The organism is Bdellovibrio sp. HCB2-146, assembly GCF_047345725.1.
Classification (GTDB): Bacteria; Bdellovibrionota; Bdellovibrionia; order Bdellovibrionales; family Bdellovibrionaceae; genus Bdellovibrio.
Genome location: NZ_JBLEQP010000002.1, coordinates 223,643 through 249,297 on the forward strand (window position 1 = coordinate 223,643; position 25,655 = coordinate 249,297).

Annotated in this window: 20 protein-coding genes; 11 read left to right on the forward strand and 9 right to left on the reverse strand. The window is 44.0% G+C overall.

The window, feature by feature from the left end; genetic code table 11:
• Positions 1-5: 5 nt before the first annotated feature.
• Positions 6-1,478 carry a peptide ABC transporter substrate-binding protein gene (locus ACLWOR_RS12000; protein WP_413940978.1) on the reverse strand — a complete coding sequence of 491 codons (1,473 nt, stop codon included), beginning with the start codon at positions 1,476-1,478 and terminating at the stop codon, positions 6-8.
• Between the two features lie 53 nt (positions 1,479-1,531).
• Positions 1,532-2,698 (reverse strand): acyl-CoA dehydrogenase, encoded by a 1,167-nt coding sequence (locus tag ACLWOR_RS12005; RefSeq protein WP_413940979.1) that lies wholly within the window; start codon positions 2,696-2,698, stop codon positions 1,532-1,534.
• 162 nt (positions 2,699-2,860) lie between these two features.
• On the opposite strand from ACLWOR_RS12005, the gene ACLWOR_RS12010 reads away from it, so the two are divergent.
• The 8 genes from ACLWOR_RS12010 (at position 2,861) to ACLWOR_RS12045 (ending at position 11,409) form a co-directional block, all read left to right on the forward strand.
• Positions 2,861-3,550 carry a site-2 protease family protein gene (locus tag ACLWOR_RS12010; protein WP_413940980.1) on the forward strand — a complete coding sequence of 230 codons (690 nt, stop codon included), beginning with the start codon at positions 2,861-2,863 and terminating at the stop codon, positions 3,548-3,550.
• Complete coding sequence (gene trpS, locus ACLWOR_RS12015) at positions 3,547-4,569, forward strand: tryptophan--tRNA ligase (RefSeq protein WP_413940981.1); 1,023 nt, start codon at positions 3,547-3,549, stop codon at positions 4,567-4,569. The genes ACLWOR_RS12010 and trpS overlap by 4 nt, the downstream gene beginning before the upstream one ends.
• A 13-nt stretch (positions 4,570-4,582) precedes the next feature.
• Positions 4,583-5,584: a segregation and condensation protein A gene (locus tag ACLWOR_RS12020; RefSeq protein ID WP_413940982.1), complete on the forward strand. Its 1,002-nt coding sequence runs from the start codon at positions 4,583-4,585 to the stop codon at positions 5,582-5,584.
• A 9-nt stretch (positions 5,585-5,593) separates the two neighbouring features.
• Positions 5,594-7,063, forward strand: a complete 1,470-nt coding sequence (gene scpB, locus ACLWOR_RS12025) for an SMC-Scp complex subunit ScpB (RefSeq protein WP_413940983.1) — start codon at positions 5,594-5,596, stop codon at positions 7,061-7,063.
• Positions 7,029-7,595, forward strand: a complete 567-nt coding sequence (locus tag ACLWOR_RS12030; RefSeq protein WP_413940984.1) for a hypothetical protein — start codon at positions 7,029-7,031, stop codon at positions 7,593-7,595. Before scpB ends, ACLWOR_RS12030 begins: the two co-directional genes overlap by 35 nt.
• A complete protein-coding gene (locus ACLWOR_RS12035; RefSeq protein WP_413940985.1) occupies positions 7,592-8,491 on the forward strand; it encodes an HTTM domain-containing protein in 900 nt (299 codons plus the stop codon). Before ACLWOR_RS12030 ends, ACLWOR_RS12035 begins: the two co-directional genes overlap by 4 nt.
• A gap of 66 nt (positions 8,492-8,557) precedes the next feature.
• Positions 8,558-9,052, forward strand: coding sequence for a hypothetical protein (locus tag ACLWOR_RS12040; protein WP_413940986.1), 495 nt, complete (start codon positions 8,558-8,560; stop codon positions 9,050-9,052).
• 98 nt (positions 9,053-9,150) lie between these two features.
• Complete coding sequence (locus tag ACLWOR_RS12045) at positions 9,151-11,409, forward strand: chromosome condensation regulator RCC1 (protein ID WP_413940987.1); 2,259 nt, start codon at positions 9,151-9,153, stop codon at positions 11,407-11,409.
• A gap of 1 nt (position 11,410) precedes the next feature.
• Here the strand turns inward: ACLWOR_RS12045 and ACLWOR_RS12050 are convergent, their stop codons facing one another.
• The 4 genes from ACLWOR_RS12050 to ACLWOR_RS12065 form a co-directional block, all read right to left on the reverse strand.
• Positions 11,411-12,382 carry a hypothetical protein gene (locus ACLWOR_RS12050; protein WP_413940988.1) on the reverse strand — a complete coding sequence of 324 codons (972 nt, stop codon included), beginning with the start codon at positions 12,380-12,382 and terminating at the stop codon, positions 11,411-11,413.
• 51 nt (positions 12,383-12,433) lie between these two features.
• Positions 12,434-13,432: a ribonucleotide-diphosphate reductase subunit beta gene (locus tag ACLWOR_RS12055; protein ID WP_413940989.1), complete on the reverse strand. Its 999-nt coding sequence runs from the start codon at positions 13,430-13,432 to the stop codon at positions 12,434-12,436.
• Positions 13,433-13,519: 87 nt separating this feature from the next.
• Positions 13,520-15,934 carry a ribonucleoside-diphosphate reductase subunit alpha gene (locus ACLWOR_RS12060; RefSeq protein WP_413940990.1) on the reverse strand — a complete coding sequence of 805 codons (2,415 nt, stop codon included), beginning with the start codon at positions 15,932-15,934 and terminating at the stop codon, positions 13,520-13,522.
• 475 nt (positions 15,935-16,409) lie between these two features.
• The gene (locus tag ACLWOR_RS12065) at positions 16,410-17,417 is read right to left on the reverse strand and encodes a TIGR01212 family radical SAM protein (protein WP_413940991.1); all 1,008 of its coding nucleotides are present in this window, start codon (positions 17,415-17,417) and stop codon (positions 16,410-16,412) included.
• Between the two features lie 40 nt (positions 17,418-17,457).
• On the opposite strand from ACLWOR_RS12065, the gene ACLWOR_RS12070 reads away from it, so the two are divergent.
• Entirely contained in the window at positions 17,458-18,219 is a 762-nt protein-coding gene (locus ACLWOR_RS12070; protein ID WP_413940992.1) for an MnmC family methyltransferase, read from the forward strand.
• 56 nt (positions 18,220-18,275) lie between these two features.
• Positions 18,276-18,983, forward strand: a complete 708-nt coding sequence (locus ACLWOR_RS12075; protein ID WP_413940993.1) for a substrate-binding periplasmic protein — start codon at positions 18,276-18,278, stop codon at positions 18,981-18,983.
• A gap of 4 nt (positions 18,984-18,987) precedes the next feature.
• Here ACLWOR_RS12075 and ACLWOR_RS12080 read toward each other — a convergent pair whose 3' ends face one another.
• Positions 18,988-21,933: an outer membrane lipoprotein-sorting protein gene (locus ACLWOR_RS12080; RefSeq protein ID WP_413940994.1), complete on the reverse strand. Its 2,946-nt coding sequence runs from the start codon at positions 21,931-21,933 to the stop codon at positions 18,988-18,990.
• 419 nt (positions 21,934-22,352) lie between these two features.
• Here ACLWOR_RS12080 and ACLWOR_RS12085 point away from each other — a divergent pair, with 419 nt between their 5' ends.
• Positions 22,353-23,621, forward strand: a complete 1,269-nt coding sequence (locus ACLWOR_RS12085) for a hypothetical protein (protein ID WP_413940995.1) — start codon at positions 22,353-22,355, stop codon at positions 23,619-23,621.
• 6 nt (positions 23,622-23,627) lie between these two features.
• Here the strand turns inward: ACLWOR_RS12085 and ACLWOR_RS12090 are convergent, their stop codons facing one another.
• On the reverse strand, positions 23,628-24,944 hold the full coding sequence (locus ACLWOR_RS12090; protein ID WP_413940996.1) for a hypothetical protein: 1,317 nt from the start codon (positions 24,942-24,944) through the stop codon (positions 23,628-23,630).
• Positions 24,945-24,949: 5 nt separating this feature from the next.
• Positions 24,950-25,636, reverse strand: coding sequence for a PilZ domain-containing protein (locus tag ACLWOR_RS12095; RefSeq protein WP_413940997.1), 687 nt, complete (start codon positions 25,634-25,636; stop codon positions 24,950-24,952).
• Between the last annotated feature and the right edge of the window lie 19 nt (positions 25,637-25,655).

Sequence of the window (25,655 nt, forward strand, 5' to 3'; positions counted from 1 at the left end):
TTATATTACGGTTTTGAACGCAAACCAGACAAGTCCAGCTCATTCATTTCGTTCAGTTTCCAACCTATAAACTTCTCATTGGCTAAAATTGAGAAATGAATTGCTCCTGTCGGAATGAGAAGATGTCGATTCATTAAGTATTGAACACCCTCTAAGCAGAATTTTTTCTTGTCTTGAATCTTCGCGGATGATGAAAGTTTAAGCAGAATTTTTTCAAACTCTGGCGATTTCAACTGAATGTAATTTTCCGGATTTTGAGAGGAGAATGTTTCCAGGGCGGCCAGGCACGTCGGGCGGTCGGGCGTGACGCCTTTACGGAAAATCGCCGGTGGATTTTTGCGGAGTTCTTGCAGATAGATTTTGTTTTCTTTTAAGACGATGTGGGTTTTGATTCTTGCATTTTGCATCCACTGCGATTGCATCCACTCAGTCGCTCTCTTGTGGTCATCTCCGCCCAACGAAGAGAACATCACAGTCCAGGTTTTGTCTGAAGTTATCGCAGGAATTTTTTTAAGATCGAAATCAAAACAAGGTGCGGCCTTCGGGAACCATTTATCTGGCAATCCAGCACAGCCAGGACGTCCTTCTGAGGAAAACAACTTCTGCCATTCAGGGTAGTTCAGAGAATATGTCAGGGCTTTGCGTACATCCTCGCGATCTTTAAGCTCTGGACCAAAACCAAAATAGTCAAAACGAATCATCGGACTCCACACGAAATCCGGGCGCGACTTAAATTTAGGAATATAAAGCGTTGGTAAACGGCGAAGGAAATCTAAGTTTTGCTTTTCATAAAGCTGCAAGGCTACGGAATCTTCTTCGATAAAAAGAAACTCGACCAGCGGGCGATTCAAGCCATCTGTAACATAAAACTTATTGTTCTCAAGAATGATTTTCTTACCGCGCGACCAATCTTTTAAAACGTAAGGTCCGTTGTACACTTGTAAGTTTTCTTTGGTTGGCGACAAAACAAGAGAGCTCAAGTGATACTCAAACTCCGGAGTCGAGGATTCAAAGGAAAACTTTAAAGTCAGTGGAGTAGGGGTTGTGATTCCCAGTTTATCATCGGAAAGCTTTCCTTCATAAATTGCTTGAGCATTTTTAATAGGGAAAAGTAGATCGGCGCGGGGAGCTTTGTTTTCAGGCTTTAAGATCTTTTTATAAGTTCGTAAAAAATCAGCAGAAGTCAGTGGTGAGCCGTCAGACCACTTGAGATTTTTTTTAAGTGTGCAGGTGAGGTCACCAGTTTTTTCGCGCTGACATTTTTCCGCAAGTTCCGGGACAAGACCTGCATCGTTGTCATAGCGAAGTAGATTGCGATACAGATTTCCCAGAAGGTAACTCGCGCTGGAGCTATTTTGTTTGTTTGGGTCTAGGTTTATCGGCTCTTGACTGAGATGCAGGCGAAAGGTCGCCGGTGATTGAGCGAACAAAGAAAGGCTACAAAAAAGTGTACCAAGTAAAAGACTGTGTTTGAGCATTTCCGTCGCTCCATAAAAAATCAAAGGGGCTCTTTGTGAGCCCCTTCTTATTTTTACTTATCTAGTTCCATTTTTGCAATTGTTTGCAATTGCATGTTTGTCGTTCCTTCGTAGATCTGACCGATCTTCGCATCACGCCAGAATTTCTCAACTGGATATTCTTTTGTGAAACCGTTGCCACCGAAAAGGTCGATCGCTTTAGAAGTGATCTTTTCAGCTGCACGAGAAGAGTACAATTTCGCCATCGCTGCTGATTCGATGAAGTCTTGGCCTGCATCTTTCAAGCGAGCGGCGTTGTAAACCATCAAGCGAGCGGCTTCAAGTTCTGTGCGCATTTCTGCCAATTGGAATTGGATACCTTGGAAGTGAGCAATTGGTTTACCGAATTGTTCGCGTGATTTGATGTAAGAAAGAGTTGCTTCGTAAGCGCCTTGAGCGATACCGATCATTTGCGCGCCGATACCGATACGACCTTCATTCAATGTTTCAATTGCGATTTTGTAGCCTTTGCCAACTTCGCCCAAAACGTTTTCTTTTGGAACTTCGCAGTTTTCAAACAACAATTCGCAAGTTGAAGAAGCGCGGATACCCAATTTGTCTTCTTTCTTACCAACTTTGAAACCTTTGAAAGATTTCTCAACGATGAACGCTGTGATACCTTTGTAGCCTTTTTCTGGAGCCATGTTCGCGAAACAAATAAATACATTCGCTTCTTTTCCGTTTGTGATCCAAAGTTTTGAACCATTCAAAACCCATTTATCACCTTTATCTTCAGCACGAAGTTTCAATGCGAAAGCATCAGAACCAGATGAAGATTCAGACAACGCGTAAGCGCCAACCCATTTAGTTGCCATTTGGCTCAAGTATTTTTCTTTTTGAGCTTCAGTTCCCCATTTAAGGAATGCATTTGTCGTCAATGTGTTTTGAACGTCGACAAGGACAGAAACAGAACCGTCTACGCGACCAAGTTCTTCAACTGCCAAGCACGCCATTGTGAAAGTCGAGCCTGCGCCACCGTATTTTTCCGGTGTTTCAATACCCATCAAGCCCATCTCGAAAAGTTTCTGGACTAGTTCCGGATTCATCTCCGCCTTTTCGTCCATGTGTGTCACTTGAGGTTTAATTTCAGATTCAGCAAATGCGCGTACAGCATCTCTAAAAGCCAATTCGTCTTCAGAAAGCATTGTGAGTGCAGGACGAGCGTTATTTACGTCAGACATGATCTCTCCCTTTTTCGTTAATCAAGCGGAAGAGAACGTATCTGGAAGACGGCCCAATGACAAGAGCTTGGAAAGACGAGAGCTTTTCTCTTAACGGTGTGTGTTATGATGATTGCACTTTAAATGTGCAGCATGCTCACGATGCTGGACAAGAGTCTAGGTATGATTTTAAGCTCGAAAGGTATGAATATGGATTTTGCTGAAATTGGTGCCAAGATAGGCGTTTATTTTATCCCGTTTCTTTTTGCTCTGTGCTTCCACGAGTATGCACACGGTTGGGTTGCGCGTCGTCGCGGTGACAACACGGCAGAGATGATGGGTCGACTTTCCATGAATCCTTTGGTGCACATGGATATGATCGGAACCTTGATTTTGCCACTGGTGTCGATCGTGTTGGCAACTCCGATTTTTTTCGGCTGGGCGAAACCAGTTCCAGTGAACACGCGTAATCTTAAAAACCCACGTATTGATATGTTTTGGATTGCGCTGGCGGGTCCTCTTTCTAATATTCTTTTGGCGATCGTGGGTTCGGTTTTGATCGCAGTTGTTGCGAAGTACTTCCTGGGAATGACTTACGCTAACGGCATGATCGAAATTCTAAAAACATTTATCGTTACGAATTTGTTTTTGGCTTTCTTTAATATTCTTCCTCTACATCCATTGGATGGTGGTAAAGTGCTTGCGCGCTTTTTGCCAGCACAGTGGAATTATAAATTGGAACAACACGAGCACATCACCAGCATGGTGTTGATGATTCTGGTTTTGACGGGAATGCTTCGCATTCTGTCTGTTCCGGTTATTTGGTCTTATAATCACTTGGTAACGCTCGCTCTTGGAGGCTTCGGAATATGACATCTGAGACTCCTGCAGTGACCACTCCTCCAGTACGTAAGCAAAGAGTCATGTCAGGTATGCGTGTCACGGGACGTTTGCATATCGGTCACTATTGGGGCGCTCTTTCAAATTGGGTTCAACTTCAAGAAGAGTACGAATGCTTTTTTGGAGCTATGGACTGGCACGGAATGACTACGGCTTATAAATCTCCTAAAGAGATCGCGCCGTGGACTCGTGAAATGATTGCAGAATTTATTGCGTGGGGAGTGGATCCTGAGCGCAGCACGATTTTCGTGCAAAGCCACGTTCCCGAACATCTTGAGCTTTTCATGATTCTTGCGAACCTCACGCCGATGGGCTGGTTGGAACGCGTGAACACGTGGAAAGATGCTATCGAAGAAATGAAAGCCAGCGATACTTACAACTTAGGTCGTTTTGCTTACCCTGTTTTGCAGGCGGCAGATATTCTGATGTATCGCGCGCAAAAAGTTCCGGTGGGAGCAGACCAAGTTGCTCACTTAGAGATCTCGCGTGAGATTGTTCGTCGTTTTAATCATCTCTACAAAGCAAAATTGCCAGAGATGAATCCGCTTTTAACTGAAATTCCGTTGGTTCCAGGTTTGGACGGTCGCAAGATGTCTAAGTCCTACAACAACTCTCTTTTCCTGACGGAAGATTCTGAAAAAGATTTGAAGAAAAAAGTAAATATGATGGTGACTGACCCTGCACGCGTTCGTCGTGAAGACGTCGGGGAACCAACAAAATGCTCTGTTTACGGCTATCACAAACTTTATTCTTCTCAGGAAGACAAAGAGTGGGTTGAAGCGGGGTGTCGTTCTGCTGGTATCGGTTGCGGAGACTGCAAGGGGCGCCTGGCGCAAAATATCGAGAAAATGTCAGCGGGACCAAGAGAAAAGAAAAAAGAGTTGTTGAATTCCGCGGGTCAGCTTGATTCAATCATCGCCGCTGGGTCTGACAAGGCTCGCCAAGAAGCACAGAAAACTTTGGGCATTATACGTTCCAGCATGAAGTGGTGAGGGGATCATTTCGATGAGTATTACAGTACAGCTGCCAAAATTTGAAGGACCTCTAGGCCTGCTTCTTTACCTTATCCGTAAAGAAGAAATGGATATCATGGACATCAAAATCCATGAAATCACGAAGCAGTATTTCGAATATATCAAATTAATGAAAGAATTGGACTTGGAAGTTGCCGGCGAATTCGTCGCGATGGCTTCTACGTTAATTCAAATCAAATCTCGTATGCTTCTTCCTCAGTACGACGAAAACGGGGAAGTGGTTGAAACTGAAGATCCACGTAAAGAACTTGTTCAAAAACTTCTTGAGTACCAAAAGTATCAAGAGGCGGCGAAGCTTCTTTACGATCGTCCGCTTGTTGGTCGTGACGTGTGGTTGCGTGGTGAGCGTGAGGTCTTAGCACAAAAAGAAGACGAAATCGTTCTTGAAGAGAATGCGTTGTTCTCTTTGATTTCGAGCTACCGCCGTGTTTTGCGTGCTGTGAAGAAAAAAGTCCATGAAGTAGCGAAAAAGGCTCAGTCGATTTCAAGCCGTATCATGGAAATGAAAGATCGCTTGATCGTTGGTCACAGAGTGACGCTGGTTGATCTTGTAACTTCGGTTGAAGACAAAGCTCGCCAAACTTTGATCACGTTCTTGTCTTTGCTTGAGCTTGGTAAAATGGGGTTTGTCGGACTTTATCAAACAGAAGCTTATTCTGATATCTGGGTTGACCCAAAAAAACCAATCGAGCAGGACGTGCTTTCTCGCGTAGAAGAGTACGACTCGATGAATGCGGCGGAAGCGGCATCTAAAATTATCGAAGATTCTAAAAAAATCGAAGCTGACGACGATCTATTAAAAGTGGATTTGGATGTTCCAGCTGAAGAAGTAGCGCAATTAGAGTTGGGCGCAGGTCTTGAGGAAGGAATCGATATGATCGAGATTCCTTCGGTTGATGATTTGGCGTCGGATGAAGAAATCCTCGCTGCTGAAAATGAGTTATTTAAAGACGACGTGACGGATTTGACATAGAGGGGAATCATGTCAGAAGAAAAAGATTTGTTTGAAGAAATCGAAAACGAAACTTCTGTAGAAGAAACTGAGACATCAGAAGAAATGTCTATGGAAGAAAACGACGTTGAAACAGAAGCTTCGATCTTCCTTTCTGAGGGGGAAGAAGAGTCTGAAGCTTTCTTGCCAGAAGCATCTGAAAGCGATGTAGAAGAAACAGACGAGCAAGAAGTTTCTCTTGAAGGAACTGAGCTTGACGGTTTTGAATCCGCTGAAATTGAAGAAGTTGAATTCGTTGAAGAAGAGCGCCTCGAAAGTATCATTGAGAGCGTGCTGTTCGCGAGCGATCGCCCAACAAGCTTAGCTTCATTAAAATTGCTCTTTAAAGGCACAAACATCAAAGGCGATAAAATCCGTAGAGCCCTTGATCAATTGGCTGTGGAATACGCAGGTGGACGTCGTGGTGTGACTTTGGAAGAAGTTCCAGGTGGCTACCAACTCCGCACTAAAATCGACAATATGGAATTCTTGAAGCGCACATTGAAAGCGCGTCAGTTTAAACTTTCTGGTCCGGCTTTGGAGGTTTTGGCAATCGTGGCTTATAAGCAGCCTCTTGTTAAATCTGAAGTGGACGAAATCCGTGGCGTTGAGTCGGGTCACTTGTTGCGCGCTCTTATGGAGAAAAACTTGGTTTGCTTTGAAGGTAAATCCGAGCTTCCAGGTCGCCCAATGCAATACGGTACAACTCGTAAGTTCCTTGAGATCTTTGGTCTTAGAACTTTGAAAGAGTTGCCAACACTTTCACAAATCGACGAATTGTTGCCTGAAGGTATCGACGAGCAACAGGCGGAAGAAAAACCAACATTGGCTTCAATCACAGATTCAATGTCTGAATCTTACTCTGGAAACTATTCTGCGGGTGAAGATGAGTTGATGAAAATTGAAGAGCAATTGGGTGATATCGCAACTTCGACAAACTTCTTTGAAGAAGAAAAACGTCGCCAAGCTGAAAAACGTGATGAAGAAAAAGCTCAGAACATCCGCGAAGCACTTGCGATGGGTGAGCCGGTTACAACTCGTGACCAAAACTGGTTGATCAAGTACGACGAAGCCATTGCGGCGGGTACGACTCTTGTTAAGATCGCAGCTGAAAAAGCAGAAGAAAGAAAATCTTCTTTCATGAAAAAAGCGGCGGCTCCAGTTGAAGGTCAAGAAGAGGCGGATTCTGCTAATGAATCAGCTGAAACTTCAGAAGAAGCTTCTGACGAAGCCTCTGAAGAAATGACTGAAGACGGTATGGAAATGATGTCTGAAGAATCATTGGAAGGTTCTGAAGACGACGAATTGCAAGATGCAATTGAGAAATTTGATAACGATGAAGATATGGAAGTCGCGTCTGATGACAGCTTGTTCTCTGAAGAGGAAAACTCCGAAGACGAAGAGCTTCCTTTCTTAGGAGAGGCAGATGACATCGATGAAGAAGGCGGCATTAATTCTTAAGACTCTTCTGAGTCTTTGGATCGTCTATCATATTATCGTCATAGTGATCATGCCCAATGCCGGTGGCTATCTTGGGCGTGTGACCTCTCGATATATCGCTCCTTATGCGAATATTTTCGGTGTGAATGTCGGGTGGAATTTCTTTTCACCCGATCCGGCCCATACTATGTACATCCGTTACATGGTTTACTTTAATAATGATTCTGGCGAGGATGAGAAGGAACCTATCGAAGGTTATTTTCCTGCTCAAAAAAATCAGCGCAACGATTCGATCTTTAATAGCCGCGAACTTTATGTGATGCGCTTTATGATCATCAATCCCAAGCATTTAAAATATCTCTTTGGCCCTTGGTTGTGCCGCCAATATCCGGGCGCGACTTCGGTGGATATGGAGCATGTGATTGAAACGGTGCCGTTCCTCGATCAGGTCGTGATGAAAAAAACGGAAGCTGTTTCGTCGATGTCTGATGAGTTGCAATTCTCGGCACAACGCTACAAATGCGGCTCTGGTGAAGACGAGGTGGATCTATGAAAAAGATCTTAAAATCATGGGATCAATTCTGGTTTGCTCCTCAAGATCTTTTATCGGTTGCATATATGCGCATTGTTCTCTGCGGAACATTGTTTGTGATGTATCTCATTCGCACGGCGAATTTGAATTACTTTACGGATGAAAGCTGGATTCCGAAATCAAAAGCGCTGGATGTTTTTGGTGAAACTTTGAGACCGGCATTTTTATGGGCGTTTTGGCCTGACTCATTAAATCCGCTTGTGCATGGTATTTTGGTTCTCCTGTTGTTGTTATTGACTGTGGGGATTGGCGGGCGTTGGCTGATGTTTTTTGCTTGGGTGATTGATATCGCCTTCGTTCAAAGAAACTATGCCGCCAACTATGGTGCGGATATTATCGGAAGCATTTTGCTTTTGTATCTTTCATTCACGCAGTCCTGTGAACGCTTAAGTATTTTAAATATGTGGCGCAAAAAGAGCGATTTTAAGAAATCTGACATTGTTAGTTCCGCTTTTATGCGCATGATTCAAGTTCAGATGTGTGTGGTCTATGCCTACACGGGGTTTGAAAAACTCCGTGGTGCTTCTTGGTGGGATGGGACGGCTTTGTGGAGTGTGATGGCCAATCCGCAAATGACGATGATGGATTTTACGTTCTTACGAGCAGTTCCTTGGGTGATTCCAATTGCTGGATTTATGACAATTATTTTTGAGATCTATTTCCCGGCAATGGTGATGTGGAAGAAAACTCGTTGTGCTTGGCTCTTGATGGGCGTGTGTATGCACGTGGGTATTGCTCTTGCGATGGGGCTCATTCCATTCTCGCTGATTATGATGTCGACCTACTTTCTCTTCCTCGATCCTCTCATTTTGGAACGAGGTCTTGGTTTTCGCTCTAAAATGGCGTCTCAAAACTAGACTTTGCGAGAAACTGATTCAGTTCCAGGCATCTTGTTGGGTATCCTGTAAGGGTCGGGGGACTGTATGAAATCATTGAAGAAAGACTTGCTGATTGCAGCGTCGATCTTTACTTTTGCACTTGTGGGTTGTGGACCCACGGCGGATACATCACTTCTTACGGATTCTTCTACGGATCCATCCAGTCATGCTCTCGATAAAACTCCAAATGCCAATGACCTGATGATCACTTCAAGTTCGGTGAATATCAGTGTTCCCACTGCCAATACAAAAGTTGAAATCACAGGTGACTGTGCGGCTTCGACGTATCCGTACCACTACATTGTGGCAAAATATAATGGTGGTACATTGGGGTTGGTGGATCTCAACACAACTCTAACGGCAGCAACCGCAAATAAAGCTCAATGTAAAAACGGACGCTTTGCTCTTGCGATCAGTATCAACGGTTGGGCTGTGGGCCAATATATTTTAGAACTTCAAATGGTTGCCTATAATACGCCGTCGCAACTTGTGACGAATGATGTTCGGGGCCGTTTTCAATTCAATCTGACTAAGTACTAAGAAGCTCTCTCTAAGTATGCTGCATTTTTGAAGCATTCAGTGTGAGTGAGACTCCGAAATATCTTGTTGAATAACCTGGGCTGACCTAAAATTTGTTTATGCCCTCAAGAAAATCTCCGAGTGAGAAAATAGGGCGACGTTCTTTCTTGAATGGTATTTTTGGTCTTGGAATTCTAGCGTCGATCCCTTCATTGCCAGCCAAAGTTTTTGCAATCTCAGCTCCGCGCTTGCGTCGCGCTAAGCGAAGCGTCGCCAATGTATTATGGAGTTGGGGTGCGGGTGGCAGTGGTCGTCTTGCGAATGGCGGGACGACTGACGTGACGACGGCGACGTCGACAGGAATAGCTCCGATCACGGGGATTGCCGCCGGCGCTGAGCATTCCCTCTTACTTAAAAGCGGCACCCTTTGGGTTTCAGGTAGAAATAATAACGGACAATTAGGTGATGCGACGACCGTAAATAAATCCACTCCTATGCAGGTGGGGTCTGCAGCAGATTGGTCTGTCATTTCCGCTGGTGAATATCATTCTGTGGCTCTCAAAACTAATAATACGCTGTGGAGTTTTGGTCTTAATACTTTAGGACAACTCGGTGACGGTACAACCACACAAAAAAGTTCTCCTATACAAATTGGCTCGCTCTCGAATTGGAGTAAAATTGCAGGAGGTGCGAATCACACTCTTGCAATCAAGACAGACGGAACATTGTGGGCCTGGGGATCGAACACTCAAGGGCAAATCGGTAACTCCACTCACACATCAATCAGTTCACCTATTCAAATTACGACAGACACAACGTGGACTAAAATAGCTGCAGGCGGACGACACAGTCTTGGTATTAAAAGCAACGGTACTTTGTGGGCCTGGGGTAGTAATGAAATGGGTCAGTTAGGGCTCGTGATCTCAACACCTATTCAGTCGGGAAGTTTCACGTGGACAATGGTCGCCAATCGTAAGGATGACTCTGCGAATACGTATGATTTTGCAGGAGGTATGGGAATACGTTCCGATGGAACGTTATGGGCGTGGGGATACAATGAAAATGGACAGATGGGTGATGGAACACTTGTTAATAAAGAATCCCCTGTTCAAATAGGAACGGAGAGCGATTGGGCTTATGTTGCTGTTGGCCCTTATTCATCTTACGCAATCAAAACTACGGGTACTTTGTGGGCGGTCGGAGAAAACGGAACCGGAGAACTTGGGTTAGGTGACCGAGTAGATAAAAGCACATTTGTTCAAGTGGGCGCTCTTTCTGATTGGGCAAAGATTGCGTCTGGTGATTCCCATGTAGTGGCTGTTAAAACAGATGGAACCCTTTGGAGCTGGGGAAGTTCGTTATCGGGCTCATTGGGTTATGGTACCGCAAGTACAAAACGAAGTTCTCCTTCACAAGTTGGATCAGCTGTTAATTGGTCAAATGTTGCTGCTGGGGGTGAAAATAGTTACGCGATAACCACCACAGGTACGATTTGGGGATGGGGAGATGCTCTTCACTCGCAAGTAGGTAATGGAGCAAGCTCCGGTAACGTGTCTACTCCTGTTCAGATCGGAACTGATACGACGTGGGTTTCAATTGCAGCAGGTACAAGACACGCTGTTGGTTTAAAAGCGGACGGAACCATGTGGACGTGGGGATATAACTTTAATGGAGAACTCGGATTAGGAAATACAACCGAAAGAAGTACACCTGTGCAAGTTGCCTCTGGTCACACGTGGGCATCTATTGGAGCTTCTCGATTGAATACCTTTGCGATTAGTTCTACTGGAGTTTTGTGGGCAACGGGTTATGCGGATGCTGAATGGATGTTTTTAGGTTCTGGTGTTACGACAAGGGTGAGTAGCTTTATTCAAATTTCGGGAACTAATTGGAGTAAAGTGATGGGCGGTACACAAGGTGGTATGGCTCTTAAAACCGACGGTACGCTCTATGCGTGGGGGCGACCACTTTCAGGTGCTTCTGCAATACCGTTCTTTTCGCCAGTTCAAGTTGGAACTTCGACTCTTTGGGCAGAGGTGGCTGCGGGTGATAATCATACGACGGCCATTCAAAGTAATGGAACTATTTGGCAATGCGGAGATGCTCTCAATGGTTCAATCGCGATGGGAATGTGGGTTAATGCTGTTCCTACTAAAATCGGTACAGTGAGTATATGGTCTAAAGTTTCTGCTCGTGGACGATCGAATATTGCCTTGCGTACGGATGGAACAGCTTGGTCGTGGGGAAATAATGCCAATGGGAAACTGGGGCTTGGAGATACAACCTGGAGATCCACTCCAACGCAAATTGGAACTACTAACGGATGGGTCGAAGTTGCAGCAGGTACAGCTCATATGTTGGGACGAAAAAACACCTAGACTATAAAACGTTGAGTTTGTAAGTCTCACGAAGCTTTTTCAGAGCATCACCGTCTTTGTCTTCAATTAAAATCGTTTCATTTAATTTTAAATCACGAACCCATTCTGCTTTACGATTCAGCGGAATTTTTTTATCAGCTAAAGAGCTGAGGCAAGAGCTAAAAGGCGATTCTTCAATCCACTTATTTTGAAACTCAACCGAAGCGATATATTTTAAAACCTTTAGGGCCGTTTTTTTATTGGCAGAATTTTGAGGAATGGAAGCGCCCCAAACCATTAAAGCACTCGTATAGGGAACATCATCTGAAGTATCAGGGATTAAGTGTAAAGCGGACTCCTGTGCGCCATCACTCAGGACATGAGCGTGGGTTTGTTCAAGCGGGTGAACGAGTATTTTCTTTTGCAAAATACTCTCGAGAATTCCTTGTTTTTCCCAATTTTTAAGATGGGCTAAAACTAAGTCTTCATCAGCCAAAAGATAAAGTGTCGGTAGATTTTTATTTTTAACAAAGTCTGTGAAAGTCACTTTCTCAGGAAGAATGAAAACAGTCTTCATCCAGTAGAGAGGGAAAAAGCTAACGGCTTGGCTAGTTCCTTTAAGAAAATCAGGAGAAACTTCTTTAACCAATTCAGGACTCAGATCTTCGATATCAGCCAAAAGATTTTGCTTTTGCAAAGTGTTCGACCAAAAAGATGGTGTGATGATCAAATCCGCTGAAGAACTTTCAACTAATTTTACTAAATAAGAATTCCAATCACGAGTCACGGTGACATTGAAGCGGACGGAAAGCTTTTGTTCCAGTTCGTTACGAATTCCTTCTGGAAAAAGGATTTCATCAGTGACAAGAACTTGAATTGTTTTAGGTGGAAATAAAAGTTCACTTGAACTCACGCCAGTCGGCTTAGACCCATGAAAAAGTCCAACGCCAAAGCAAATAAGAAAAAAGACCGACCAGAGAATTGTTTTATTCATATGCCTAAAATGAAAAAAGCCCCGATTTTCATCGGGGCTTTGAAGAGTATCTTAGAAAGTCTCGTCGAAAGCAACCGCTCCCGTAACACCCATTTGGTACGCGGAAACACGGCGCTCAAAGAAGTTTGCCAATTCTTGCATATCTTGAAGCTCCATGAACGAGAATGGATTTTTCACGTTGTAGCGAGGAGCAATGCTCAAGCTCTCAAGGCGTTGGTCAGCGCAATACTCAAGGTATTGGCGCATGTCTTTTGCTGAAAGACCTGCAACACCCAATTGCAATACGTCATTCGCAAAGTCCATTTCGCACTCAATTGCGTCTTCCAACATTTGAGTGACCATGTCTTCCATTTGTTGGTTGAACAATTCTGGTTCTTCTTTACGAGCTGTCTTGATAACTTCCAAAGCGAAAGCCATGTGCATAGACTCGTCACGGAAAACCCAGTTTGTGCCAGAAGCCAAACCTGACAAAAGACCTTTTGAACGCAAGAAGTAAACGTAAGCAAAAGCTGCATAGAAGAACAAACCTTCCACACAAGTTGCAAAACAGATCAAGTTCATCAAGAAACGACGACGATCTTCGATTGTTTCCAAAGACTCCAGCGTGTTGATTGAATCAATCCATTTAAAGCAGAAATCTGCTTTCTTTTTGATTGAAGGAATATTGTCGATCGCTGCGAAAGCTTCCGCACGCTCGTCTGGATTTGGAATATAAGTGTCCAAAAGAGTGAGGTAGAATTGCACGTGCAAAGCTTCTTCATAAAGCTGACGTGACAAGTACATGCGACCTTCTGGAGAGTTCACGTGTTTGTAAAGGTTCAATACAAGATTGTTCCCCACGATAGAGTCACCAGTTGCAAAGAATGCCACCAAGCGAGAGATCAAATGTCTTTCTGCTGGAGTCATTTTTGAATGAAGGTCCACAAGGTCAGTTGAGAAATCAACTTCGTCCACTGTCCAAGTGTTTTTGATCCCGTTTTTGTACATTTCGTAAAAAACTGGGTACTTCATTGGTCTTAAAGTTAAGTTAAAGCCAGGATCTAGAATCATAACGTTCTCCAAAATTTCTCAGCCCCTCTTCGAGCTGGTTCAGTTCCGCCGCCACGGACGGCGGAACACTCCGCGACTACCGTCGCCCTACTGACAAGCTTCACATGCTTCTGGGTTTTCCAAAGAGCAAGCGATCACTTCTGAATCTGTGTAAGTCTTTTTAGGAGCTGCTTCTGCTGCAGGAGCGGCATCCATCATTTCAGGAGCTGCGTTTCCTGCGGCTGCTGAAGTTGAAGAACCTTTCACAGTTGTTTTTGCGATTTTCGTCGCTGGACGAGAGCGCAAGTAATAAGTCGTTTTTACGCCTTTCTTCCAAGCGTACATGTACATAGAAGAAAGTTTGCCGATAGTTGGGCTTTCTTGGAACAAGTTCAAAGATTGAGCTTGGTCGATGTAAGCACCACGGTCAGCAGCCATATCAATCAATGACTTCATCGGGATTTCCCAAACTGTGCGATACAATTCTTTCAATTGTTGAGGAATTGCAACGACGTCTTGGATAGAACCGTCAGCCATTTTGATTTCGTTACGAAGATCTTCGTTCCAAAGGCCCAAAGATTTCAATTCGCCAACCAAGTACTTATTGATCTGCATGAATTCACCAGAAAGTGTTTCACGTTTAAACAGATTAGATACTTGCGGTTCGATCGCTTCGTAGCAACCCACGATAGACGCGATAGTTGCTGTTGGAGCAATCGCGATCATCAAAGAGTTTCTCAAACCGTGCTTTTTGATTTTCTCTTTCAACTGGTCAAAACGAGCCGGTTGAGAAGGAGTTACGCCCCAAAGGTCAAATTGCAATTGGCCTTTTGCTGCGCGAGTTTGTTCGTAAGCACCGTGAGTTCCGTGTTTTTCAGCCAATTCGCAAGAAGTCAAAAGAGCATTGTAGTAAATCTCTTCTTGGATTTTTGCAGACAAATCACGAGCGGCTGCAGAATCAAAAGGCAACTTCAATTGGAAGAATGCATCTTGAAGACCCATCACGCCCAAACCAACTGGACGCCATTTGTGATTTGAATCTTGGGCTGTTTGGATTGGGTAGAAGTTGATATCAACAACGCGATCCAAGTATTTAACAGCTGTACGTACAGAACGAGCCAATTTTTCGAAATTGAATTGACCGTTTTCTACGTGGCGACCCAAGTTGACTGAACCCAGGTTACAAACCGCAGTTTCTTTGCTTGAAGTCACTTCAAGGATTTCTGTGCAAAGGTTTGAAAGATGGATCACATTTCCAGCTTCGCCAGTTTGGTTGGCTTTCATGTTAGCTGAGTCTTTGTAAGTCATCCAGCCGTTACCTGTTTGTGCCAATGTTTTCATCATACGGCTGTAAAGGTCGCGAGCTTTGATTTGTTTTGAGTACAATTTCTTTTCTTCAGCTTCAGCGTAAGCTTTTTCAAACTCAGCACCGAATGAGTCAACAAAATGAGGAACTACGCGTGGGTCGAACAAAGACCACATCGCATCCGCTTCAACGCGTTTCATGAACAAATCCGGAACCCAGTTAGCCAAGTTCAAGTTATGAGTACGTTTAGCTTCGTCACCTGTGTTATCGCGAAGCTCAAGGAACTCCTCGATATCCGCATGCCATGTTTCAAGATAAACGCAGGCAGCACCTTTACGTTTTCCACCTTGGTTTACAGCCGCAACTGAAGAATCCAAAGTTTTCAACCAAGGGATGATACCGTTCGAGTGACCGTTAGTTCCTTTGATCAAAGAACCACGTGAACGAACGCGAGAGTAAGAAAGACCGATACCACCGGCAAATTTAGACAACAAAGCCACGTCTGTGTATTTGTCGTAGATCGCACGAAGATCGTCTTCTGGAGAATCCAAAAGATAGCAAGAAGACATCTGCGGACGAAGAGTGCCTGAGTTAAATAGAGTAGGGGTAGAAGGCATGTAGTCGTGAGAAGAAATCAAACGGTAGAATTCGATAGCTTCTTCAACTGAAGTTGAAAGACCGCAAGCCACGCGCATAAAGAAGTATTGAGGAGTCTCAAATACTTGGCGAGATTTTGGGTTTTTCAAAAGGTAACGGTCATAAACCGTGCGCAAACCGAAATATTCAAAACGGTCTGTGCGGTACGGTTCAATAGCTGCGCAAAGAGCTGCTTTGTTTGCTTCTACGAATTTATAAGTAGATTCATTCAAAAGACCTGCTTGGAAGCCATAAGTAACAGAGTCAGCGAATGATTGGATTTTTTGTGAACGAACTTCTTCATCAATATATGTAGAAAGAAGGCGAGCAGCCAAACGAGAATATTCTGGCTCTTCACCAATCAACAATGAAGCTGTTTGAATACAAAGATTATCAAGTTCATTCGTAGTAGCGCCATCGTAAAGACCGCTGATAGCCTTTGTAGCAACACGCAATGGATCGACTTGTGTCAAACCTTGGCAGTTACGAGTAACACGTTCAACGATCTTCGTGACGTCGACCGGTTCTAAAGTGCCATCTCTCTTTTTGACTCTCATGATGTGAGCTGTTGTTTCCAACATTGCTGAATCCCCTCTGCCCTGTCCGTTGGGCAAAAAAATCCCCTTCTCAAGTCCTCACCCCTCGTAAGGCTTAAGTCGTGGTTAAATATATATAAATGTATGCTGTAGAGCTGAATCCGAGTTGCTAATACTTAGCTGATCCCGTTTAGACCTCCTTTGGTCCGACCCCTATATCTAGGGGTTGTTCACAGGTGCCTCATCAATAAGGCGGGTATTCGTCTCAATTCCGATCTTAAGAGCTTGTGAAAAACTTGCAAGGATATTTTTCGCTATAACGCTAAGTTTTTTGTGACGTTGCTCATCAATTAAGCAGGATTTACCTTATAGTTGACACGTCTGTCCTGCGGGAACTTTCAGCACAGGTCTAGTTTTCCCCGAGGTAAAACCATGGTCCAGCTGCTAAATGCCTGTTTCCTGGTTTTAAAAGATGAAATTTGTCTGTACTGATCTTACACGATCTTAAATTGCGCAAAATCTAAGCATGCACCGAAGTGATCGGTTGCGACTTTGCCTCTAATGATTTCTGAACGCGTTGTTCTTCTTCGTTACGTGCAGTGAAAAGCTCTGATTGATAGGCCTTTTCGGCACGAAGATAATCAATGATCGCCTGATGCGTGCCCATTTTGTTCTTCGTCCACTCAGGCGCGACCAATTCGTCCCATCGAGATGAATATGCAGCCAAACGATGAAGTGCAATTGTTGGAGAGAGATGTTGTAAGAACAATTTCACTCGGCGCGCGTAAGTTTCGCGATCAATCGGAGTGAACTCTCCCGCATGATACATGTCTTCAAGAGGTGTTTGTTTCAAGACGTGGAGGTTGTGCAGTTTTACGTTTGTGATAGGCAACGTATTGACGATCTTTGCCGTCTCAATAATGCGTTCATCTGTTTCTTGAGGACTTCCGAAGATCAAGTGGATGCCCAGATCGACCTTCGTGTTGCTTGCGATCTTGTGAATCGCCTCGATAGAAGCTTCCGCAGTGTGGCCTCGGCGCATGAATTCTAATTCATCATTAAAGAAACTCTGTACGCCCAGTTCAACGGCAACAAATGACTTTTCGTGATACTCCTGCCACAGATCTAAAACTGCTTTCGACAAGCAGTCAGGACGAGTTCCAAGAGTAAAGCCTTTCACCCAAGGGTACGAAAGAGCGACATCGAAATTGTGACGAAGTGCTGAAACTTTCGTGAAAGTATTTGTATAAGCTTGGAAATAGATCAAAAAAGCATTGGCTTTGTATTTGTGCTTGATGTGATCGTGATACTTTTCAATCTGCGTACGAAGTTCCATGGAAAGACTCTCTGCATTTGCAGCAGATCCCCATACGTCACAGAACACACATGTCTGCATGCCTTTAAGTCCGCGACGATTCGGGCAATCATCCACGACAGACACAGGAATCTTATAGACCTTTTCCTGAAAGAGCCTGTTGTAGTGCTCGCTAATTGTATGATAGGGAAGACCCAACCAGCCTTTTTCCATAGGCGGTTGTTATCATTTTCTTTTCGCAGGAAGTCAACGAATGAAATCTTGGGCCGATATAGGCTTTGAAATCGAAATGACAGCAGATGGAAGCCCTACTTTACGTCTGCTAGAGTCGGTAGATCCTCTCAAAGATCACGGCGAATCCATGCACCACTCAGCAGGTGCCTGCGGCGAAACTCTTCTTATATATGGAACTCCGGCAAGACGTCTTTTCGAACAGATCGAACGACCGTCATTCATGGTCGTCGGGTTGGGGCTTGGTTATATTGAAATGGCCATTGCGAAAGAAGCTCTTCTTTTACAGAAAGGTCCCGAATCTATTTCTCGTTTAACCAGTTATGAAAGTTTGCCGGAGCTGCGTGAGTGGTTTTACCTCTGGTTGTGGGGGCAAGAAGAGAAGCTCTCGTCAGAAGTTGTTTCCATCTATGAAGCGGCCGTTAAAGCCGTCATTGGCGAAAGTTCGGTGCGCGCGGACGAAATTAAAAAATTTCTTCGCCATCATTTTTCAACTTTGGACAAGATTTCCAGCGCTTTGGATCCCTCGACGCCATTTTCCGATCGCTATCACGGAATTATGTATGATGCCTTCAGTTCTAAAACGTCGCCTTATTTATGGGAAGAGGAGTTTCTGACAAGACTGTTTTCTGAAGTTTGCGCTGAGTCCAGTTTAGTGACGACATACTCCTGCAAAGCAACTCTGAAGAATGCTCTGCGTGCGAATCAGTTTTTTATTGTGGCCAGAGATGGTTTTTATGGAAAACGCAAGTCAACTATCGCTCTCCGTGCACTCGATTTGTAATGCTGAATCATATGATTCCTCTTGCAAGAATGCAGATTAAAACTTCTACTTTATCTATGCTTGTTCTGTCCGGACTCTTGAGTTTTTTGATTTGCGTCGGAAGCATCTCGGCACACGCGAAAGTTGTTAAACTTGCGACGTTTCCTATTCCTCTGATGGTTGAATCGGAGTCCAAGGGTTTATTCATTGATCTAACTAAAGAAATCGCCAAACGCAGCCAGCTTGAGGTTCAAATAGCTGTTTATCCAACCTCGCGGACACTTCTTGATTTTAGTACCGATAAAGTTGAAGCCTTTTTTCCGGCGCTTGAAGTGTACATGCCCAAAAAGGCCGCTCGCACCATTCCATTTTACACCAAGGTGGATTTTGTCTTTTCTAAAAAAGGACGAAAGCTTTATTCGTTGAAAGACCTCGAGGGGAAAAAGGTCGGTCTGACATTCCGCTATCCCTATGCAAAAGAACTCACCGCAAATAAAAAAATTGAGTTTGAGTTTGCTCCAGACGATGTCACCAATATGAAAAAGTTGTCGCAAGGATTGATTGATGCTTTCGTCGTAGAAGAACGCTCAGGCCTGCAGGCTTTGTTGTTAAGTGGACAAAAAGACATTCAGTATAATAAAAAAATTCCTCTTTCGAAGCAGGAAGTATTTTACGCCTTCCAAGACAACGAAGAGGGAAGATCTTTAGCTGATTCATTCAGCCGCGCCATCGAGGCAATGAAGAAGGACGGCAGCTTTGATCGGGTTATGACTCCGGTTCAGTAGGAGTTTAGTCTTCGCTCAAAGATTTAGGGGTGAACAGCGAAGTTTTTAAACCCTGATTGATTTTGATCTGAGACAGGGCAATGTCAGTCCCACGTTTGTTCTGAACGTTTTTGATTTGAATTTTGCCGGCGCGCCATTTACCACCCGGGAGTTTCTTGTAATCTGCAACTTCCAAGACCTTTAATAGTTTTCCCTGCTTATCAAAGCATTCGACCTTGATGGGTAAGTATTCACTGGCATGGATATAACTCACAACTTTTGAGTAATTCGCTGAAGTCGCCCCAACATTGCTTTCAACGACCAAGTACTTCTTGCCTTTCACTTCAATTTCTTTTTTTACGGCACTTTCGGTGCCTTTTTCGCGATTAAAATCAAAATCTTCAACCGCCAATTCAGAACCTAAAATGCCACCTTGTCCACTTTCACCAGTGAGACGGCGAGTTTGTTTTGTTGAAGGAAGGTAGATCCATTTTTCTTCCTGATCGCCTTTGATTGTTGCTAGTAAGGCCGTGCCTTTCAAATCCTGAGGTTTTTGCATACGCACAAGCATGGAGTGTTCATTTTTTGCAGGACTCAGTCTCCAGATTTTCATTTCGCGATCTTTGCCGGACCCATCTGCTTCGATAATTCTCATTTTTACGACAAACTCTTCATCTTTAGCACTCAAACGCTGAGACATTTCTTTGCCGATCTGTTCAATTGTCGGAGTTTGTGCTTTGGAAGAAAGAGGCGTAAATAGAACGATCATCGCTAAAAAGAAAGCTGAAGTTGTTGCCATGACTTTCTCCTTTCTTAAGCTCCAAGGCATCAAAAGCCATGGACAGCTTTTTAAGAGTGTCGGAAGAAGAACTAAGTCTCCTACCAGACCTGCTAGCATGGATAGTAACATGTAAAAGCCAAAGATTCTGTTCATGGCAAAGTAGGATGCCATAAATACAGAGAACCCTGTGAGCAAAGTCAAACTTGATATCAAACAAGGATTTCCTTCAAGCCACAACGTCTTTTCGATTTCAAGATTTTTGGTCCGATTGTTCTTCTGCAAGAATTTAAGTCTTTCTAAAAAATAGACAGTGTTGTTAAACGCAAGACCCAAGGCGATCGAAAAGATAATCGCCACACTCGGTTTGATCGGAGTTTGTGATATAGCCAAAAACCCTAAAAGGGCGGCCGGAGGAACAAGATTCGGAATGCAGGCGATCAACGACCAACGCACAGACTTAAATACGAAAATTAAAACGAAAAAGATCGCTACCATCGATTGCCAGAAACCAAAAATCAACTCATGTGAAAGTTCATTGTTAAGCGACGGAATCGTTGAGCCCATACCTGTGACTTGAACTGAGAGGTCTGGAAACGCCATCTGCGCTGAATTGTGGATCTTATCCACTAAACTCTGCAATTGATTTGCCGGTAAATCCGTCGTTCGAACAGACAAACGAGTCGTGGATCCATCTGATGTAAGGAAGTTTTTAAGAGGGCTTTCGCTGGAAAGTGAGAACAGGAAAAAGACTTCGGCTGTCGAGCTGCGGCTGGCTGGAAGGCGAGACTGGTGTAAGTTGGACGCGGCAATAAGGTCTGGTAAACCCACGACACTGCCAACGCCTTCGATTGCGCGAATCTGATGCGAAAGATCGTCAAGTTGAGCAAGAAGATTTGGATCATTCCAGGCATCTTCTTTGCTTTTAATTTCGATATCGAGGGGAATCATGCCTCCAAGTTCGCGATCAATAGTTTCTGTAGAAAGTCGAACTTGGTGATTCGTTGGAAGATCATCAAACAGGCGTGCTGACCAAGAAAGATTTTTTCCATTTATCGCAAGCGCAGATGAAATCAAAATGATCAATAATGCCCAGACACCCGAGCGTCGAAAGAGGTAAAGCCCCCAGCGAGCTTTGGCCCAGGCCCAGTCCCGCGCGCGTGGTCCCGGTAGGAAATAGAGCAAAGGTAAAAGCATTCCCGTTGTCACAACCCAGCCCAAGAAGATTGCAAGAGCGGCCGTGACTCCGTAATCGCGAATCAACGGAACCTTCACTGTAACTAAACTCAAAAAACCAATCAGCGTGGTGATGGATGCAATCAAATTGGGACGTAACATCTTTTTAAGAGTGAATGTGACCAGTTCATGATGTGAGAGATGTGGTCGCGTTTTCTTTTCCTCCGCATAGCGAAGGAGCGTGTGGATAATTAAAGACACCACGTCCACAGTTGTCAGAATAGGAATTGTGCTTGAAAGAACCGAAAATGGATACCCGGCCAGTGCAAACACGGCGAGGACAATTAGATTCGCACAGAGGATAATAATAAAAGAGACAAGGAGCGGAGACCAGTTTGAAAATACGAGCGCCAAAACGATAAAACACGCAATAAATCCTAACACCACAAAGTTTCGAACTTCGGTATGGAGTAGGCGTCCGACGTCTGTTTGTACGGCCGGAGTTCCGCCCAATTCAATCTTCGCAAAAGGAATTGAAGCTTTGGTTGTCACTTCCAAATTCTCTCGTAGGCTTTGCAGTTCTTTGGTCGTCAGAGATTTAATGTTCACAATAATGGAAACAGTTTTTCCATCTTTGGAAATTAGTGCAGGAGATATGAGAGGGTTTTTAGAAACCTCTGACTCCCATTTTTCCTGAGGAAGATTCTTTAAAAGCGGACCTACAGTAAGCCCCGAGGAATTGTTAATCGCGCCCTGAACAGTTGCTAAGCTCAAGGTATTCTTCACTCCTGGAAAATGCGCTAAAAGCTCTGTGAGGCTTTCTAAGGCGTGAACGTGCTCGCGAGTAAACCAGCTGTCATCATCACTCACTTTGGCTGTGATGATAAATGGCTGCGATTCCGAAAGTTGGAAAAGTTGTCGAGCTTGTTCATCTCTTTGTAAGAGGGGATTATCAACGGGTAAAAATTGACGAAGACTGTATTGCGTCTGCAAACCTGGAACCAGGAATAAGCTCACAACTGAGAGTGTGATAAAGAGGAATAAAGAAAAAATGGATATGCTTTTGACGCTTGGTTTTTTCATTCTCATACTTTTGTCTTCTTTCGATTCCTTCGGAAAAAGATTCTTTGGGATTTTTCTTTTACACCGTATCTTGGAGAACATTGATGAAAGGCGTGATGATGAAACAGAGTTATTCCAAGGCGAAAGCCCTATCGGTCCTGGCTTCAAGCTTCTTGATATGTTCTACAGCATTTTCTTCTTCAGTACTAGATTCAGAGTTTGAAATTAAAATACCTAGACAGTTTCAACAAAAACTCATCGAGGAAAAATGGAAGAAACTCCAATCTCAAGATTTTCAGGCAAATTGGCAATTTCCTAGTCAGACCTACGTCGCCCAAGATGTTCCGATAGTTTTTGAAGGAATGAACCTCCAAATGAAAACGCGCCTGGAGCAACCTTCCGTCGGCGATGGAGGCAAGACTGAAATTGAACTGCAGTCGAAAAATCTCGAAGCTCAATTATTGATTTCTAAAATTTCTGTCGATCATATTATCGAACGTGAAGTCGGCGGTATTATAGGTCGCTTTCGCATTCAGGCAAAATGTGAGAATGTGACTTTGAATCTTAAAAAGAATTCTGGGAAGTTCTCTCTTCGTCTAGCTCCGCGATTGGATGTAGGACGGGTGGGTGCTGAGATTCGTGATTTTACTTTGGCGTGGAATCCCGGCGCTCTTGAAGTTGTCGGAGAGATCAAGTGTGAAGGTGTTGAAGGATTTGATCAACTCCTTCGCGATCAAGTTAAGGCTATTGCCCAAGATTCCAAAGCATTCATTGAGCCTCAGCGCGAGACAATCAAACGATATTTGGAAGAATATTTTTCTGGAATTGGCTTAGATCTTTCCACACCGCGCGAACTTGTTTCAAGCCGTCCTGATATTAAAATTTCTTTAGTTTTCGATGAAACAAAAGAAGATGCGGATAATGGTCTGTGGGCAAAAGGAAAACTAACGATTGTCTTTGAGAAGTCGACACATCAGAAAAATAAATCACTGACTTTGGAAAGCACTCTGTGGGGTGAAAAATCCACGGATCAAGTTGCTATTCGTTTGCCAAAGGAATTTGCTAAAGAAGTCGTGACAGAAGCATTTTCCGCCAACAGCTGGTCGCACCGTATTGGTTCCGACAAAGTTCCGGGTTTTTCCACAGTCATGAATTCGCGTCTGGTTCAATTTTTTATTTGGCCAGAGCTTCGTAAGTTTTCAAAGTCGACAAAATTCCTCTTTGATTTAAATTCAAATAAGGACATGGAAGTCACGGGTCAGGGACTGCAGTACTCAGTGAATTCCAATCTGTTGGCAAAGATGTGGGCACCGCGCGGAGGAGAGTATCGCTCTTTTATGAATTTCACGGTGCCACTGAAGTCCAAGGTACAATTGTCAGTTGCAAAAGGAAAGCTCAGCGCGAAACTTCCTAATCCGAGCATTGGTTTGTCTTACAAATGGGATGCGGACTATGTGAAAAAATACCGTCCGTCACAGAAGTTTTCGGCAAGTACAATTCGCGACAAGGTGGTAGATAGTCTGTGGGGAAAAGTTCTCACTTATGATTTGCCAAAAATTCCACTTCATCAAGAATTGCAGCTGCAGATTCAAAAAGTGGATGTCAATGCGAAATCCGAATTGAATCTGTACCTGACGCCTTAGTGGGAACTAAAACGAAGCGGAGAGGCTTAAGTTGTAGTTGTCATTTTTATTATAAACACCGAGTGGATCTGCAAGGTCGCCACTGATTAAAGTGGCGCCCAGACTTAAAGTCCAACGGTCGGCAAATCTGCGCCCGATAATAAGCTCTTCATAATGAGTGTCGTGATTCACATCATAAAGAGCTGACAAGGATAGATTCCACACTTCCTTCCAGCTCATCTTTCCGCCAATCATCCAAGCATTGCGAAAAATCTCGAGCAACGACAGATTGGAGTCATTGCGTTTCTCGGCATTCAGAAATGAGTATTGAAGAACTCCTATCAGCATCCCACTGCTGCCCATTTGAAAGGTTTTTTCCAGAGCCACGATATTTTCGTGAGTCCATCCAGGTAGCAATGGGTTGTCGCCGATACTTTGACTATAGGCTGTTGCATACTTAAAAAGAAAATCCCACTGTGAACTTACGAATGTCAATCCGCCCATCTGAGTGGGATAATTCATCGTATTTAAGTACACATCTGGATCCACCTGCACGATTTGTTTTGGTGAGACCGCAATCACAGTTCCAGTGACAATGGGTTGCACCAAGGGAAACGAAGCCACGCCCGAGTATCCGTACAAGGCAAGATCAATAGTGGAAAAATGTTTTTGTATCCTCATGGCTAAATTATTATCGAGCGCATGATCTAAACTTTGTCGAGAGTTGTAGTGATAGCGAAGCTCGGTTGGAAGTAACAGCACAATGTCATTGGCGGGATCAAGTGGAACATAAACTTCACGGGGGAGCCAACGGCTCTCTGTTCCTGGTAAGGTGGCGCCGCGATTTTGCGGGATATAAGTAAAATCCCAATCAAACCACGAGAGACTTTGCGACAGGGTGAGAGAAGGTGCGCCTAATTTTCGACTGTGAAGAGGGTCGTAGTATTGTTTAGAATTTACGATATCGAGTGGATTGTAGCCATCTGTCACACCCCATGAAAAAGTGCTGTAACCTAACTGTAAGGTTAAGGAGTCCCCCGAGTAGCGCAGATAAGCTTCGGTGGGGTCTAAGAAATACTGTTCTTCAGTTGATTTGTTATCGGGGTTTGCGACAAAAGTGGGCTTGATAAAAAATCGCCAGTCGCTTTCGTGCTTGTACAAAAAGTTCGGATCGAGTTCGAGTTTGGTCAGAAAATTATTGGTGTCGCCATTTTCTTCAGGAAAGTACGTGAGGTCCAGGCGTGTATCGATGTGCAAAGCCCACTCATAGTTTTTTTGCTTCTGAGCGAGTGCCGGTGAGATCCAAAAAAGACATATCAAAAATATCTTAAGGATCTGTTTCATACACCTCAGCCTGTTGCAAATTTATTTACATACTCCACAATGGACGTTTTATATTCAGCAGGAAGTCCGACAAAGCGAATACCAGCATAGCCATCACTGCCTACATAAACGACTTCACAAGTGCAGTTGATGGTCACATAGAGATTGGGACTGGTCAAAGTGCCCATAAATTTTTCGCCAATTTGCAGATTTTTAGCATCGTTAACACCAAACCCGCCCTCACTGACAGAAATCACGCGGCAGGTGAACTCTCCCTTGGTTTCACTCTCACCATGCAAACTGCCCACGATTGGCACTCGAGGATGCGCACGACGGCTCACACCCAAATCATCAATCACGCGCTCAACCGCATAAACTTCCTTCCATGTGCCTTGTGGTTCAGCAGCAACATAGACATTTGAAAGATCGGGGATAGCACGCAATAAGCTGAGAAGATCGTCGTACGCCATCGGAGCACGTTCTTGACCATTGATACGCGCTTTCCAAAGTTGTTGAACTTCAAGATCGGCTTTTACTGGAGCTGGAATTTCTTTGAGATTCTGACGCCATTTTGCAAGTGAGACCCACTCACCTTGACCTCGTCCCCAAATTTGCATTTCAGGATGTTGAGAAGCTTTGCTCTCAATTTCATCATGATCATAAGGGCCCGTGACTTGCCCTTCGTTATGAATGAACCATATTTTTGGATTCACCGAGGTCTCCCTGTTTTTG

Excerpts from the sequence above, each read along its gene's own strand:
- trpS (WP_413940981.1), top strand. The coding sequence starts at position 3,547 with ATGACATCTGAGACTCCTGCAGTGACCACTCCTCCAGTACGTAAGCAA.
- ACLWOR_RS12030 (WP_413940984.1), top strand. The coding sequence starts at position 7,029 with ATGACATCGATGAAGAAGGCGGCATTAATTCTTAAGACTCTTCTGAGT.
- ACLWOR_RS12070 (WP_413940992.1), top strand. The coding sequence starts at position 17,458 with ATGAAATCTTGGGCCGATATAGGCTTTGAAATCGAAATGACAGCAGAT.
- ACLWOR_RS12035 (WP_413940985.1), top strand. The coding sequence starts at position 7,592 with ATGAAAAAGATCTTAAAATCATGGGATCAATTCTGGTTTGCTCCTCAA.
- ACLWOR_RS12000 (WP_413940978.1), bottom strand. The coding sequence starts at position 1,478 with ATGCTCAAACACAGTCTTTTACTTGGTACACTTTTTTGTAGCCTTTCT.
- ACLWOR_RS12050 (WP_413940988.1), bottom strand. The coding sequence starts at position 12,382 with ATGAATAAAACAATTCTCTGGTCGGTCTTTTTTCTTATTTGCTTTGGC.
- ACLWOR_RS12090 (WP_413940996.1), bottom strand. The coding sequence starts at position 24,944 with ATGAAACAGATCCTTAAGATATTTTTGATATGTCTTTTTTGGATCTCA.
- ACLWOR_RS12010 (WP_413940980.1), top strand. The coding sequence starts at position 2,861 with ATGATTTTAAGCTCGAAAGGTATGAATATGGATTTTGCTGAAATTGGT.
- ACLWOR_RS12075 (WP_413940993.1), top strand. The coding sequence starts at position 18,276 with ATGCTTGTTCTGTCCGGACTCTTGAGTTTTTTGATTTGCGTCGGAAGC.
- scpB (WP_413940983.1), top strand. The coding sequence starts at position 5,594 with ATGTCAGAAGAAAAAGATTTGTTTGAAGAAATCGAAAACGAAACTTCT.
- ACLWOR_RS12020 (WP_413940982.1), top strand. The coding sequence starts at position 4,583 with ATGAGTATTACAGTACAGCTGCCAAAATTTGAAGGACCTCTAGGCCTG.
- ACLWOR_RS12085 (WP_413940995.1), top strand. The coding sequence starts at position 22,353 with ATGAAAACGCGCCTGGAGCAACCTTCCGTCGGCGATGGAGGCAAGACT.
- ACLWOR_RS12045 (WP_413940987.1), top strand. The coding sequence starts at position 9,151 with ATGCCCTCAAGAAAATCTCCGAGTGAGAAAATAGGGCGACGTTCTTTC.
- ACLWOR_RS12040 (WP_413940986.1), top strand. The coding sequence starts at position 8,558 with ATGAAATCATTGAAGAAAGACTTGCTGATTGCAGCGTCGATCTTTACT.
- ACLWOR_RS12005 (WP_413940979.1), bottom strand. The coding sequence starts at position 2,698 with ATGTCTGACGTAAATAACGCTCGTCCTGCACTCACAATGCTTTCTGAA.
- ACLWOR_RS12065 (WP_413940991.1), bottom strand. The coding sequence starts at position 17,417 with ATGGAAAAAGGCTGGTTGGGTCTTCCCTATCATACAATTAGCGAGCAC.
- ACLWOR_RS12060 (WP_413940990.1), bottom strand. The coding sequence starts at position 15,934 with ATGTTGGAAACAACAGCTCACATCATGAGAGTCAAAAAGAGAGATGGC.
- ACLWOR_RS12055 (WP_413940989.1), bottom strand. The coding sequence starts at position 13,432 with ATGATTCTAGATCCTGGCTTTAACTTAACTTTAAGACCAATGAAGTAC.